This window comes from Domibacillus sp. F004, from assembly GCF_057814295.1.
In genome coordinates, this window is record NZ_JBVATB010000005.1 from 117,522 (window position 1) to 130,670 (window position 13,149).

The 13,149-nt window shown below is 36.5% G+C and carries 13 protein-coding genes and 3 pseudogenes; 6 read left to right on the top strand and 10 right to left on the bottom strand.

Annotated elements, in window-relative coordinates:
* The first annotated feature begins 8 nt into the window (after positions 1–8).
* The 3 genes from ACZYRN_RS13770 to ACZYRN_RS13780 are packed head-to-tail and all read left to right on the top strand — an operon-like array spanning position 9 to position 2,610.
* Positions 9–854 carry an ABC transporter ATP-binding protein gene (locus ACZYRN_RS13770; RefSeq protein ID WP_488912179.1) on the top strand — a complete coding sequence of 282 codons (846 nt, stop codon included), beginning with the start codon at positions 9–11 and terminating at the stop codon, positions 852–854.
* Complete coding sequence (locus ACZYRN_RS13775; RefSeq protein ID WP_488912180.1) at positions 787–1,575, top strand: ABC transporter permease; 789 nt, start codon at positions 787–789, stop codon at positions 1,573–1,575. The genes ACZYRN_RS13770 and ACZYRN_RS13775 overlap by 68 nt, the downstream gene beginning before the upstream one ends.
* An 18-nt stretch (positions 1,576–1,593) precedes the next feature.
* Complete coding sequence (locus tag ACZYRN_RS13780; protein ID WP_488912181.1) at positions 1,594–2,610, top strand: aliphatic sulfonate ABC transporter substrate-binding protein; 1,017 nt, start codon at positions 1,594–1,596, stop codon at positions 2,608–2,610.
* A gap of 243 nt (positions 2,611–2,853) precedes the next feature.
* Here ACZYRN_RS13780 and ACZYRN_RS13785 read toward each other — a convergent pair.
* A pseudogene (locus tag ACZYRN_RS13785) lies at positions 2,854–3,267 on the bottom strand (cation transporting ATPase C-terminal domain-containing protein); the annotation flags it as partial.
* 36 nt (positions 3,268–3,303) lie between these two features.
* On the opposite strand from ACZYRN_RS13785, the gene ACZYRN_RS13790 reads away from it, so the two are divergent.
* Positions 3,304–3,813: a LysR family transcriptional regulator substrate-binding protein gene (locus ACZYRN_RS13790; RefSeq protein ID WP_488912182.1), complete on the top strand. Its 510-nt coding sequence runs from the start codon at positions 3,304–3,306 to the stop codon at positions 3,811–3,813.
* Positions 3,814–4,082: 269 nt separating this feature from the next.
* Complete coding sequence (locus tag ACZYRN_RS13795) at positions 4,083–4,973, top strand: DMT family transporter (protein WP_488912183.1); 891 nt, start codon at positions 4,083–4,085, stop codon at positions 4,971–4,973.
* Here ACZYRN_RS13795 and ACZYRN_RS13800 read toward each other — a convergent pair.
* The 3 genes and pseudogenes from ACZYRN_RS13800 to ACZYRN_RS13810 form a co-directional block, all read right to left on the bottom strand.
* A pseudogene (locus ACZYRN_RS13800) lies at positions 4,930–5,043 on the bottom strand (radical SAM protein); the annotation flags it as partial. The gene ACZYRN_RS13795 and the pseudogene ACZYRN_RS13800 overlap by 44 nt on opposite strands.
* A 3-nt stretch (positions 5,044–5,046) precedes the next feature.
* On the bottom strand, positions 5,047–5,583 hold the full coding sequence (locus ACZYRN_RS13805; RefSeq protein ID WP_488912184.1) for a methylated-DNA--[protein]-cysteine S-methyltransferase: 537 nt from the start codon (positions 5,581–5,583) through the stop codon (positions 5,047–5,049).
* A gap of 7 nt (positions 5,584–5,590) precedes the next feature.
* A complete protein-coding gene (locus ACZYRN_RS13810) occupies positions 5,591–6,169 on the bottom strand; it encodes a bifunctional transcriptional activator/DNA repair enzyme AdaA (protein ID WP_488912306.1) in 579 nt (192 codons plus the stop codon).
* Between the two features lie 205 nt (positions 6,170–6,374).
* Between ACZYRN_RS13810 and ACZYRN_RS13815 the strand changes: the two are divergent.
* Positions 6,375–7,012, top strand: a pseudogene (locus tag ACZYRN_RS13815) (DNA-3-methyladenine glycosylase family protein).
* A gap of 166 nt (positions 7,013–7,178) precedes the next feature.
* Here the strand turns inward: ACZYRN_RS13815 and rbsK are convergent.
* The 6 genes from rbsK to ACZYRN_RS13845 all read right to left on the bottom strand — a co-directional run bounded on the left by rbsK (position 7,179) and on the right by ACZYRN_RS13845 (position 13,019).
* Positions 7,179–8,060, bottom strand: a complete 882-nt coding sequence (gene rbsK / locus ACZYRN_RS13820) for a ribokinase (protein ID WP_488912185.1) — start codon at positions 8,058–8,060, stop codon at positions 7,179–7,181.
* A gap of 38 nt (positions 8,061–8,098) precedes the next feature.
* Complete coding sequence (locus ACZYRN_RS13825) at positions 8,099–8,692, bottom strand: XTP/dITP diphosphatase (protein ID WP_488912186.1); 594 nt, start codon at positions 8,690–8,692, stop codon at positions 8,099–8,101.
* Positions 8,693–8,719: 27 nt separating this feature from the next.
* Positions 8,720–9,649, bottom strand: coding sequence for a nucleoside hydrolase (locus ACZYRN_RS13830; RefSeq protein ID WP_488912187.1), 930 nt, complete (start codon positions 9,647–9,649; stop codon positions 8,720–8,722).
* A 23-nt stretch (positions 9,650–9,672) separates the two neighbouring features.
* Entirely contained in the window at positions 9,673–10,854 is a 1,182-nt protein-coding gene (locus ACZYRN_RS13835; RefSeq protein WP_488912188.1) for a NupC/NupG family nucleoside CNT transporter, read from the bottom strand.
* A 152-nt stretch (positions 10,855–11,006) separates the two neighbouring features.
* A complete protein-coding gene (locus ACZYRN_RS13840) occupies positions 11,007–11,924 on the bottom strand; it encodes a pseudouridine-5'-phosphate glycosidase (RefSeq protein ID WP_488912189.1) in 918 nt (305 codons plus the stop codon).
* Positions 11,925–13,019 (bottom strand): carbohydrate kinase, encoded by a 1,095-nt coding sequence (locus tag ACZYRN_RS13845; RefSeq protein WP_488912307.1) that lies wholly within the window; start codon positions 13,017–13,019, stop codon positions 11,925–11,927.
* Positions 13,020–13,149: the final 130 nt, after the last annotated feature.

The window sequence follows — 13,149 nt, forward strand, 5'->3', positions numbered from 1 at the left end:
GTGAGAAAATGCCGCAAGTGGCGTTAAGAAACATCAATAAACAATTTCCAAAAGGAAAAAAAGATTCTTTGCGTGTATTGGATCAAATCAATTTAGAGATAGAAAAGGGAGAATTTTTATCTATACTTGGTCCATCGGGTTGTGGGAAATCAACGATTTTAAATTTGATCGCGGGTTTAGAAAAGCAAACATCGGGTGATCTACTGGTTAATGATGCACCCATTAAAGGACCTGGAAAAGATCGGGTAGTCGTATTTCAAGAATCAGGTCTCTTTCCCTGGATGAGCGTATTGGACAATGTTATGTACGGATTGCTGTTGAAAAATTTAAGCAAAGCTGAAGCAAAAGAAAAAGCCATTGAGGGATTAAAAATGGTTCATCTGACAAAGTTTATCCACGCCTATCCTCATGAGCTGTCAGGTGGGATGAAGCAGCGGGTTGCAATTGCAAGAGCGCTTGTGATGGATCCAGATATTTTATTAATGGATGAACCATTTGCTGCCCTGGATGAGCAAACAAGAATGGTTCTTCACAAAGAGCTGGAAACGCTCTGGATAAAGACAGGAAAAACCGTTATTTTTATTACTCATAATATTAGGGAAGCGTTAATACTTTCTGATCGAATTATCTTGATGGGAACAAGGCCAGGCACAATTAAGAAGCAATATAATGTTCAAGCGGCAAGACCCCGTATTTCTTCTGACAGTGTACTAACGCACCTCGAAAGTCAAATATTGAATGAGCTCGAATATGAAATGGAAAAAGTACTAAAGGAGGAAATGGGCAGTGACTACAATCTTAAGAAGGATCATTTTCATCACGATCCTCGTAACGATATGGGAAGTGATATCTAAATCAGGATGGTTCCCCACATTTTTGTGGCCACCGCTTCTGATTCCAATTGAACCAGGAGGCATTACTGTATTTAAAACTTTAATTAGCGGGTTTATGTCAGGACAAATTTTGGAAGCAACCGTTACAACATTAGGACGGTTGATCCTCGGCTTTATCATGGCCATTATATTTGGCTTTATCATCGGCTATCTCATAACCAAATATAAACTTTTAGATGACACGATCGGTTTTTTAGTCACCGCTTTACAGTCAATCCCGAGCATCGTATGGTTCCCGCTCGCAATCGTTTGGTTTGGCTTGGGACTTACATCCATTATGTTTATTGTCACAATAGGTGCTACGTGGACGATGACAGTATCATCTAGTACTGGATTCAAAAATGTGCCTCCTCTTTATTTAAAAGTAGCGAAAACGATGGGCTCTTCAGGATTTCATCTATTTCGTACAGTCGTTCTGCCTGCGTCTGTCCCACATTTAATATCAGGAATGCGCGTAGCCTGGGCTTTTGCTTGGAGAGCCATTATGGCTGGGGAACTGCTCGGCGGAAGCGGAGGACTTGGACAGTTGCTAGATATGGGACGTTCTTTACAATCAATGGATTTAGTATTAAGCATTATGATTATCATCGGTGTGATCGGAACAATTATGGACAACCTTGTTTTCCTCCGTCTGGAACGCACGATAGCAACACGATGGGGAGCACAAGGCAGCAGCATCTAAATATAAGGAGGAAGAGAATTGAAAAAGTTAAAGATAAGTATACTCGCATTTTTAGTGGGAATAAGCGCTGTTTTGGCAGGGTGTGGCAATAACGATACAGCAGAAACCGGGGCCGACACAGTGAGAATCGGCTATTTCCCAAACCTTACTCATATCTCAACGATTGTTGCACTTGAAAAAGGCTTTTTTGAAGAAGAATTAGGAGCCGATGTTACGATCAATACGCAAACCTTTTCGAATGGCGGCTTATTTATGGAAGCAATGTCAACAGATAATATAGATGTAGGCACAGTAGGTCCTACCCCTGCGATGAATAATTATATGAAAAATCCGGCTCATGAAATTTTGGCTGGCGCAGTCAATGCAGGTGCTGTGTTAGTCGTGAGGGAAGATACAGATATTAAAAGCATCAAAGATTTAGATGGAAAAAAAGTAGCCATACCTACTATAGGCAGTACACAAGAGATTATGTTAATGAAAGAATTAAAAGAGGCAGGACTTTCTATAAAGAGCAGTGGTGGTACAGTTGATACACTAGCTCAAGCACCAGCCGATACAGCTACACTGTTTTTACAAAAAGATGTAGACGCTGCAGCTACACAAGAACCTTGGGGTGTTAACTTGGAGACAAATGCAAATGCAAGGGTATTGTTAGATGCCAATGAATTTGCATGGGGGAATGAATCAACCAATACTGTTTTCACAGGAACAAAAAAATTCACTGAAAACAATCCTGAATTAACTAAGAAAATACTGAAAGCCCATGTGAGATCCATTAATTTTATCAACCAAAATCCCGATGAGGCAATTCAGCTATTTATTGACCATATTAAAGAGATTACAGGTAAAGAACTATCATTAGAAGAAGTGACAAAAGCAATGGCACGTACAGTTCCAACTTACGATATTAACGAAGATGTGCTGCAAGAAATGGCAACAATCAGCAAAGATGCGGGCTATGCAACTCAAGACAATATCGATGGGCTTGTAAATACAAAAGCAGTGGAAGAAGTATTGAAAGAAGAAACAAAATAATTTCCCCATAATCATACGTACTTATTAGGAGTCAACTTTTGATTAAGTACGACTAAAAGAAAATGGAACAAAAGGAGCACGGATGTAGTTGTTTATCATTCGTGTTCCTTTTCATTTGTCCTTGGATTCTTTCTAATTGAATTTTATAAAGTGAAACTTCATTCAGTGGGGGTTTTACTGCCCGTTAATCTGCGATAAACATGTTAAAATCCCCTTTTGCTTTACAAACAAAAGGGGTACCCATTAACTATTTTTGTTAAATTGATTTTGAATGAGCTTCATCATTTCCATCAACGTTACAGCGGCTAATGAAAGTCCGGCTGCGATAAGCCATTCATGAAAGCCAAATGACGCCGGAATCATGAAAATATCACGGGCGATGGGCAAAACGGTGATACTATAAAACACGAAACATAGCGTCACAGCTCCAATCACATACTTATTGCTGAAGAGACCCGCACTAAATGCAGTCTGCACATTCGAGCGTGCCGCAAATGTCTGAAGTGTTCGGCCTAAGATTAACGTTGTGAATGCCATCGCGACCCCCATCTCCGCTGATATTTGCAAACCGATATGGTGGGATATGATGACGGCAATTCCAATTAATGTCCCTCTGGTAATGACTGCTTTTAATGTTCCTCCTGAAAAAAATCCCTTCATTTTAAAACCGGTACATCAAAAGAGTTAATGGACATGTTAATTGAATCTCAAATCGACATGGCGCTTTGTAATCAACCGGAACCTCATATTGAGCTGGAGTTTCACCCGCTCGGTCACGAGACCATTGTGCTTTTACTTCCTAAAAGCCACCCTCTTGTGGACAATAAAAATATTAAATTAAACGATTTGAAAGACGAAAAATTTTTGTTCACTCCAGGTACATGCCCGTTCCGGATCCGAATTGAAGAAATGATCACTTCAGAAATAGGCCGTTTGCGCAATAGTGCAACCGAAATAGCCAGCATTACAGTGATTAAATACTTTGTTCAGGCAGGGCTGGGGATCGCCTTAACACCTATTATCGCTGCATTTCCTCCCATTCCCGGGACCGTTATCAAATCTGTAACCGATGTTTCCAAAGGTCCATCACTTGGCATTCTTGTCAAAAGGGATAGCAAATCATTAAGCAGCATGACTCAGGAATTCTTAAAAAACATGAAACAAACATCGATCGTTTATCATTCCGTTTCTGAATCAATCTAAAAACCTAGAGGCCAGCAACGCCTCTAGGTTTGTTTGAATGTTCACCAGCTTCTTTATTCGAATTATTTTCGGGTTTTTATATAACAATTGAGTATTCGTCTTTGTTTTCACTGAGTCGAAAGAAAAACGGACTAAAGAAGAGATTCTTACATTTGGCCGATAACCAGCAGCAATGGCTTTGCCCTCATCGAATAGTGTGCTCTTTACTAGGAATATTGTATCCGTTAAAATAGCGTAGTTGTCATTCATTACAAAAGAAGGTGGTAGTTTTGTTTAAAGTATATGCTTGGTTAACGTTCTGTGTAGCAGTCTGGGGAAGTAATTTTGTCTTTGGTAAAATATTAGTTCAGGATTTTTCATCTGCTATGCTAACCATGTTAAGATTATTATTTATTGTGATCTGCTTACTCATTTACTCTTACTTTAAGAGATCCTTTAAAAGAGTGAATATAAATGAGTTTTTGATGATTGGTATATTAGGTATTGTCGGCGTATTTATAAATCAATGGTCTTTTTTTGAAGGCTTACAAACAGCTGATCCGACAACATCTGCGCTAATTTTAGCTACTACCCCCATATTAACGGGATTTTTAGCAGCTGTTTTTTTGAAAGAAAAATTAACTATACGTATGTGTATAGGTTCTATTGTAGCCATTCTAGGAATTTATTTTGTTGTAACCAAGGGCGGCTCTACATCCTTCCAGTTTGATAAAGGGTTGTTATGGATCATCGTAACAATGGTCACGTTTTCTATTATGATTATCATGACAAGAACATTGTCACTGAAATTAGATTCATTAACGGTCACTTTATATTCAAACGTAACAGGTTTTATAATTTCCATCCCATTTGTCTTCTTGCTAGATAAACCTATTCGTGTTAGTTCAGAATTTCCAACTTGGCTCTTTTTAATTGCTACTGCTATTGTTGTACATGGAATCGCTACATTAGCATGGAATAGCAATATTCGATATGTTGATGCTTCGAAAGCTTCTATGCTTTCAAACTTAGAACCATTTATCGCTATGCTCATGGGAGTAGCTTTACTATCTAAAGCCATTACAAGTATAGAAATCTTAGGCGCACTATTGATTGTTGGAGGTGTCGTATTGTCTACGTTTCAACGAAAAGAGTTATCCAATCCAGTAAAGAACGTGTAATTTTTTCCTTGTACTCGGCCGACTGGTAAGGATCGGTGCTTGAAAATATGAAAATGGTCACCTTGCCTTTTTATTAGACATTAGTCATCCCACCCTTTTGAGCTTCTAATTGAAGCAAATATTGCTTTAAATCCACGCCTCCCCGGTAACCGGTTATCGCTCCATTCTTTCCAATGACACGGTGGCATGGCACGGTGATCAGTACTGGATTCGCACCAATCGCTGTTCCGACGGCTCGAACAGCTTTAGGTTTTTGAATGAGTGCGGCAATATCGGAATACGAATATGTTTTTCCATAAGGAATCTGCTTTAACGCCTCCCAAATTTCTTCCTGAAAGGGTGTTCCTTTTACCTCTACAGGCAGTGAGAACGATTGTCTTGTCCCTGCAAAATACTCGTGCAGTTCCTTTACATATGGCGTTAAAGCTTCTTCATTTTCTACAAGACTCGCTTCTGGAAAATGTTTTTGTATCCAATTTTCAAACTCTTCATATAATTGCCCGGGTGAGCCTATATAACAAAGTCCCTTTTCCGTCTTTGCCATATATAGTTTCCATCGATCGTATTCCAAAATGGACCATTTGACCAGTTTCTCTTTTTTATTTACCATGATTTCCTCACCTCTTCTTCCCGTTTTGCTGATAGGCTTTTCGATAGCTCGATGGTGTGTTTCCCATCTTCTTTTTAAACAGTGTAATGAAATAAGGCGTGTTCAAGAACCCGACAGCCATTCCAATGTTAGCCACAGATTGTTCAGTTGTCCTAAGCGCATGGATTGCTTTTTCAAGACGAACTTGTTGAATATACTCTGTTGGCGAGATACCTTTCACACGCTTAAACAATCGTTGCAAATGATAAGGGCTGCCATGGGAAATATCCGCCAATATATGCAGCGTGAGTGGTTCAGTATAATGTTGATCAATCCATTCAACAATTTGCTCGATCCACTCCTCTGCAGGCAAATGTAAGCCATCGGGTTTACACCGTTTGCATGGCCTGAACTTTTCTTTTAAAGCGATGTAAGCATTTTTAAAGATGCGCACGTTTTTTTGATTCGGTACTCTGGATTTACAAGAAGGACGGCAAAAGATGCCTGTCGTTGTTACACCGTAAAAAAATGTGTCATCATATGCTGCATCACAATCTATAATCGCTTTCCAGTATGCATCAGGAATCTTTGACTTTTTCACTTTCACCACGTGTTCACCTCTATTTTTATTCTACACGTTAGCACTTATAAATAAACAATTCACCAATTAAAAAGCAAGATAACGTAATTGTTTTTCTTAATTATGCGATTAAAATAGAAAGGCTGCGTGATTGAGGAGAAACAAAAGTGAAAGAACAAGATAACTTGATCAAATAATTTCCTAAAAAATACAAAAATAGTCTTCAAACAAATTGATCAGGGGGAGTTGGGAAGATCATATAGATGAATTGGTCATCCATACGCCAAAAGAATTTAGCTTTTCGGAAAACATGCGTTACTTGTCACGCTCTCCAAATGAATGCCTTTTTGAAATCGTTCTTGCTTGGGGGATTCTTGGACAGCAAATCAACCTGACGTATGCCTATACATTCAAACGGCGGCTTGTGGAGATGTTTGGTATACATATTGAATATGATGGAAAGAAATATTGGCTGTTTCCTACACCTGAAGTGATTGCCGATTTAACGGTGGAAGATTTAGCTGATATGAAGATGACGGTCAAGAATAGTGAATATTTAATTGGCGTTGCCGGACTTCTTGTTCGCGGTGACTTACAAAAGAAGCATTGTTGAATGCAAAAGATGTAAAAACGGCCGAGAAAATGCTAACTAAAATCCGGGGAGTCGGTCCTTGGACAGCGAATTATGTATTAATGCGCTGCTACGTTTCCCTGCTGCCTTTCCCTGCTGCCTTTCCGATCGATGATGTAGAGTTGCATAATTCGATGAAATTGGTCTTGGAAACGGAAGCAAAACCGACGAAAGAAGAGATTCTTATATTGTCTACAGCATGGGCCAATTGGGAGTCCTATGCGACTTTTTATTTGTGAAGACTAATTTATTAATAACTGACATTCCATTAGAAAAAACACCTCCAAGTTATTTCAGGTAGCCAATACCCGTTTTTCAACTTGAAGGTGTTTTTATTTGTCTCACTCTATGGGGTCAGTCCCATCATATGAGAGGGTTTTCAATAATCTTAATTAATAATGTTTACTATATTTCTAAATTCAACCTATTTAAAACTCTTTCTAATGAAGGCATACCACTTTGAGCACCTTTTTTCTCAACTGATATAGAAGCACTTGCATTTGCAAATCTTACTGCTTCCTCAATGCTTTTTCCTTCTGTTAATGCAACAGCAAAGCTCCCATTAAAAGTATCACCAGCACCTGTTGTATCAACAGGATTCGTATTAAACCCTTTAATAAATACATGCTTTTTACCGTCATAAAAACGGGCACCTTTATCACCTAAAGTTACAATTAATTTATTGGGATAACGTTCTAATGATTGTTCAATATTTTCACCAAAAATACTAATACATTCAGATTCATTTGGCGTAATATACGTTGCTAAATCAATAAATTCATTTTTAAAATTATCGATTGGTGCAGGATTCAATACAACAGGAATGTCATGGTCCTTACATATTTTCAATGCTGCATGAACTGTATTTGATGGTATTTCTAACTGTATGACTACCATTTCACTTTTAATAATCTCATTTTTAACAAGTTCTATTTCATTGGATGTCAATAGATTATTCGCACCAGGAACGACAATAATTCTATTATCAGCATTGGAAACAATGATTGAAGCGACACCTGTTGTTTCATCGGGAAATAAAAACACATGCTCTGTATTTATGTTTTCTTTTTTTAATGAAGTCAACGCCATCTTGCCATATTCATCAGTACCGCAAGCTCCAATCATTTGAGCTTCCTTCCCTAATCTCGCAATAGATACGACTTGATTTGCACCTTTTCCACCAAAAAAAGTTGAAAAAGAGTTTCCTAGCGTAGTTTCTCCTTTTTTAGGTACGTGATTTGTTTGAACAACTAGGTCCATATTGATGCTTCCAATTACGGTAATCACATTATCACCTCTAGTAAAAGTTTATACAATTATAGAAGTTAGAATAAATCGTATAAATTATTTTTTAACTGTTTTATAGCATTTCCACGATGGCTAATTTTTGATTTTTCGGTTTTAGTTAAATGAGCCATTGTTGTATTGACTTCTGGTAAAAAGAATATTGGATCATAACCAAAACCATTTGTACCAGATGCTTCAAAAGCAATTTCTCCTTCGCACGTTCCCTTAAAAAATACAGGTTCATGGTTTGGTCTTGAAATAGCTAATACACAAATAAACCGACACGTTCTTTTCTCTTTGGGAACGTTTTCAAGTTCATCTAATACTTTTTTTATATTATCAGCATCTGATTTATGATTACCAGCATATCTTGCTGAATATACGCCTGGTGATCCGTTTAATTGATCAATCATCAAACCGCTATCATCAGCTAAAACAGGTTCATTTACCATCTTTGATAACGTTTCTGCTTTAATTCGTGCATTTTCTTCAAATGTACTACCATTTTCTTCAATTTCAATAGAATCTTCTAAACCATCCAACGTTTTTATTTTATAACCTAAATTCGCGAACATCTCTTGAAATTCTGAAGCTTTACCTACGTTATTCGTTGCAATCCAAATAGTTTTCATTAAACTTACTTCCTTCAATATTAGGTTCTAGTATTTTTTAAGTGCTTCAATCATTAGTTCCCAAAAACCTTCTACATCAAGTTCTAACCCAAACTTAGCATTAACTTTTCTACCAGTGACCCCATGTAGATCAATTAACGTCGTTCCTGCAGTAAACTCTCCTTTTGTTTCCACCGTAATGTTTACATCTTTCGTCTTAAACAATTCTGGTGCAACACAGTATGCCACAGTTAATACATCGTGTACTGGCGCCCCATCAAAATCGAACATTTCTTTATATGTTGATGCAAAAAACACTAATAATTCGCCAACTATTTTAGCAACATTGTTATCAATTGTATTCACTTGTTCGATAACTTCTTTTGTTGCTAAGGCTTGATGTGTTATATCTAGTCCCATAACTACTATTGGAATCCCACTATCAAATACTTTTTTTGCAGCTTCTGGATCAGCCCAAATATTAAATTCAGCAGTTGGCGTCCAGTTACCAAATGTTCCACCACCCATAAGTACAATCTCTTCAATATTGTCCTTAATTTCTGGTGCTTTCGATAAAGCTAAAGCAATATTTGTTAATGGTCCTGTTGGAAGAATTGTAACAGGCTCATTTGATTCTTTTACAAGTCTTATGATTGTATCAAAACCATGTTCCTCACTCCAGCTGCGAGAAGGTTCAGGCAACTCTGGACCATCTAAACCTGAGTCTCCATGAATACCAGGGGCAGTTTCTCGTAATCGAACCAATGGCTCACTCGCCCCTTTTGAAACAACAACATCTGTTAATGAAACTAAATCACAAATTTTTAATGCATTATTAGTCGTTTTTTCGATTTCTGCATTTCCTGAAACCGTTGTTATTCCTAAAATCTCTAATTCCGGTTGTACAGCAGCTAATATAATTGCAATTGCGTCATCGTGTCCTGGATCACAATCCATAATAATTTTTCTTTTAGTCATCCTATTTCACCTCTATATAATATTTACATGACAAGACCCATGATTGTGCCTGAAATGACAGATGCTAATGTCGCACCTAACAATAATTTTAAAGAAAATTTTGCAACATGATTCCCTTGTTTTTCACTGATTGACTTGATTGAACCAGCAACAATTCCCACAGTTCCAAAGTTTGCAAAACTAACTAAATAAACAGATACAATTGCAATTGTTTTATCGGAAAGATGGTTTGAGATCTCACCAAAATTCAGCATTGCAACAAATTCATTTGTTATAAGTTTTGTAGCCATAATTCCACCTGCTTGTACAGTTTCAGCCCATGGGACACCCATTAAGAAAGCGATTGGTGCAAAAATATAACCAATAACTGTTTGGAATGAAATGTGAAATACGCCTAAGAAAATCACATTTATCAATTCCATCAAGGAAATAAATCCTAATAGCATAGCGGCAACAATAATAACAATTTTAAATCCATCCATTACACTTTCTCCAACCATTTGGAAGAATGGAAGTCTTTCTTTTTCTTCAATTTCAATTAAATCTTCACTATCGTCTAAATCATATGGGTTTATAATGTTAGCAACGATAAGTGCACTAAAAATGTTCAATACAACAGCTGTTACAACATACTTTGGCTCTAACATTGTCATATAAGACCCAACCATCGCCATACTTATTGCACTCATTGCTGAAGTACAAATTGTGTAAAGTCTTTTTTGTGATAATAGGGGAATTTGTTTGATAATTGTTAAGAACACTTCTGGTTGTCCAAGTGCAGCTGTAGATATAGCAAAATAGCTTTCTAGTTTTCCCATTCCAGTTATTTTACTTAAAATTAAACCTAAATATTTGATTATGAATGGCAATACTTTTATATAATTAAGTATCCCTATTAAAACTGATATAAAAACAAGCGGTAATAAAACTGCAAGGAAAAATGAAAATCCCCCTTCATTCAACATACCACCAAATACAAATTCGATTCCTGAATTAGCAATCTTCATTAAATTTTCAAAAAACAAGCCCACTTTAGTAATTGCAATTAGACCTATACTAGTATTCATCATGAAGTACACTAATATGATTTGCACAGCCAACATGATAAGAATACGTTTATACTTAATTTGTTTTCTATTATTACTAACTAAAAATCCAATACCAAACACTAGCAAAAGTCCTGTTAGTAAGAATATAAAATTCATGTGAACCCCCCCTTTTGTTGTTAGCGTTTACATTACTTTGGGAAAAACAACTCCTATAAAGTCTAATTATGTCAATACTGTAGAAAACAATATTTTGAGAAATTTAACTTTATAGAAGTTGAGTTTACGCTAATTACAAGCTAATTTTCATCTTATTTCGTTTTATTGTTGAAACTAACTGCAATTTGACTTCCTACTTTAGCATTGTGTTTTACTAATTCAATATTGGCATCAAGGCTTTTTCCGCCAGTTAATTCTTTAATTTTTCCTAGCAAGAATGGTGTACTATCTTTACCAATAATATGATTTTCTTCTGCTTCTTTGATTGCTTGAACGATAATTCCATTGATATAGTCTTCATCCATAGCATGTTCTTCTGGGATTGGGTTAGTGATTACAGCTCCACCTTTAAGGTTTAATTCCCATTTCGTTTTTAATGTTTCAGCAATTACATCGATGGAATCAGTAGAGAAGTTTAATTGATGCTCACTTCTTCTTGTGTAGAATGCTGGCAGGACCTCAGTTTCATATCCAATGACAGGAACCCCTTTTGTTTCAAGGTATTCTAGAGTAAGACCTAAATCTAGGATTGATTTAGCACCTGCGCAAATGACAGCTACATCTGTTTGAGCTAATTCATCAAGGTCAGCTGAAATATCCATCGTAGTTTCGGCACCTTTATGAACGCCACCGATACCGCCTGTTACAAAGATTTTGATATCTGCTAATTCAGCACAAATCATTGTTGTTGCAACAGTCGTTGCACCTAGTTGTTTTGTAGCAATAATTTGAGCTAAATCACGTCTTGATACTTTTGCAACACCTGAACTTTTACCAAACAACTCTAATTCATCATCTGTTAAACCAACTTTTATTTTCCCATCAATGATCGCAATTGTTGCTGGAACAGCACCGTTATCACGAACAATTTGTTCAACTTCACGGGCCATTTTTACGTTTTGAGGATAAGGCATACCATGAGAAATAATAGTAGATTCTAATGCAACGATTGCTTTTCCTTCCTCTTTTGCTTGTTGTACCTCTGCCGATAATTCAATATACTTTTTCATTTAAATTGCCTCCATATCTAATGTAAATTGTTTTTGTGATAATTCTTGTCTAACTGTATACTTTGACATAATTGTTTTGTGGGCATTAACCATGCCAGCTTTAATAATGTAATCAAATTCTTTCTTTTGCAGCCAAGAATAAATAACTCCTGAGCAAAATGAATCCCCTGCACCTGTAACATCAACAACCATTGGTGTTTCGACAGCCGGAAAATAACGAGTCTCGCCGTTTTCTAAACCTGACATTACACCTTTTGATCCATTCGTTACAATTACATTTTTGACCCCTAACTCTAACCACTTCTTAACTGAATCTTCCCAATCTTTCTCATCATTGATTTTAATATTCATAAAAGTTTCTGTTTCATCTTTATTAACGATGAGCCAACTCACTGCATTCAACGTTTTCGGAAGCCTGTTCATTTTTGGAGACGAGACAGGGATAATAACTAATGGAATATTATATTTAGATGTGAAAGAACAAAGAAAATCAATTGTTTCACTCGGACAATTCAAATCCACTACGATACATTTAGCTTTTCTAAGAATATTACTGTTTTTTATCATCAACTCAGGAGTAATATTTTCAAAAACGTCCATGTCTGCTAACGCAATTGATAAATCCCCATTCTTATCTAAAACGGCTGTATAGGAACCCGTTGATGAATTTTCAAATCGAGCAATATGTTCTAAATTCATAAAAGGTGACGATAAATCATAAATCTCTTGCCATTCTGAATCGTAGCCACTTGTTGAAATTAATGTAACTTCCTCACCTAATCTGCCTAAGTTTTCAGCAATATTTCTTGCTACTCCTCCAACTGATGTAGAGGATTTTACTGGATTAGACGTTTCATTAGTAATTTCACACTTCGCATAGAATTTTCTATCTACGTTAGCTCCCCCTATGCAAATAATAGGGCTTGTTTCATTTAAAACATAAGCCTTGCCCAGAACATACTCTTTTTTGATTAGTTCGGAAATAGTATTAGCAATTGCCGACATTGATAGTCCTACAATTTCTGATAACTCCTGTTGAGAAATAAATGGATTTTCTCTAATCATGCCTAAAATTAATTCTTCATTTCCATTAATATCATTGTTCATTTTTACACCTCACTCTCGAAACAAATGTTTATTAATTAAACATAAGTTTAGTATACGCTTTCAATCCGGATTGTCAATAGTATTTTAAATAAAAGTTAAACCATTATTTGGAAATTTA

Excerpts from the sequence above, each read along its gene's own strand:
- ACZYRN_RS13770 (WP_488912179.1), top strand. The coding sequence starts at position 9 with ATGCCGCAAGTGGCGTTAAGAAACATCAATAAACAATTTCCAAAAGGA.
- ACZYRN_RS13790 (WP_488912182.1), top strand. The coding sequence starts at position 3,304 with ATGTTAATTGAATCTCAAATCGACATGGCGCTTTGTAATCAACCGGAA.
- ACZYRN_RS13805 (WP_488912184.1), bottom strand. The coding sequence starts at position 5,583 with ATGGTAAATAAAAAAGAGAAACTGGTCAAATGGTCCATTTTGGAATAC.
- ACZYRN_RS13825 (WP_488912186.1), bottom strand. The coding sequence starts at position 8,692 with ATGAAAACTATTTGGATTGCAACGAATAACGTAGGTAAAGCTTCAGAA.
- ACZYRN_RS13830 (WP_488912187.1), bottom strand. The coding sequence starts at position 9,649 with ATGACTAAAAGAAAAATTATTATGGATTGTGATCCAGGACACGATGAC.
- ACZYRN_RS13835 (WP_488912188.1), bottom strand. The coding sequence starts at position 10,854 with ATGAATTTTATATTCTTACTAACAGGACTTTTGCTAGTGTTTGGTATT.
- ACZYRN_RS13840 (WP_488912189.1), bottom strand. The coding sequence starts at position 11,924 with ATGAAAAAGTATATTGAATTATCGGCAGAGGTACAACAAGCAAAAGAG.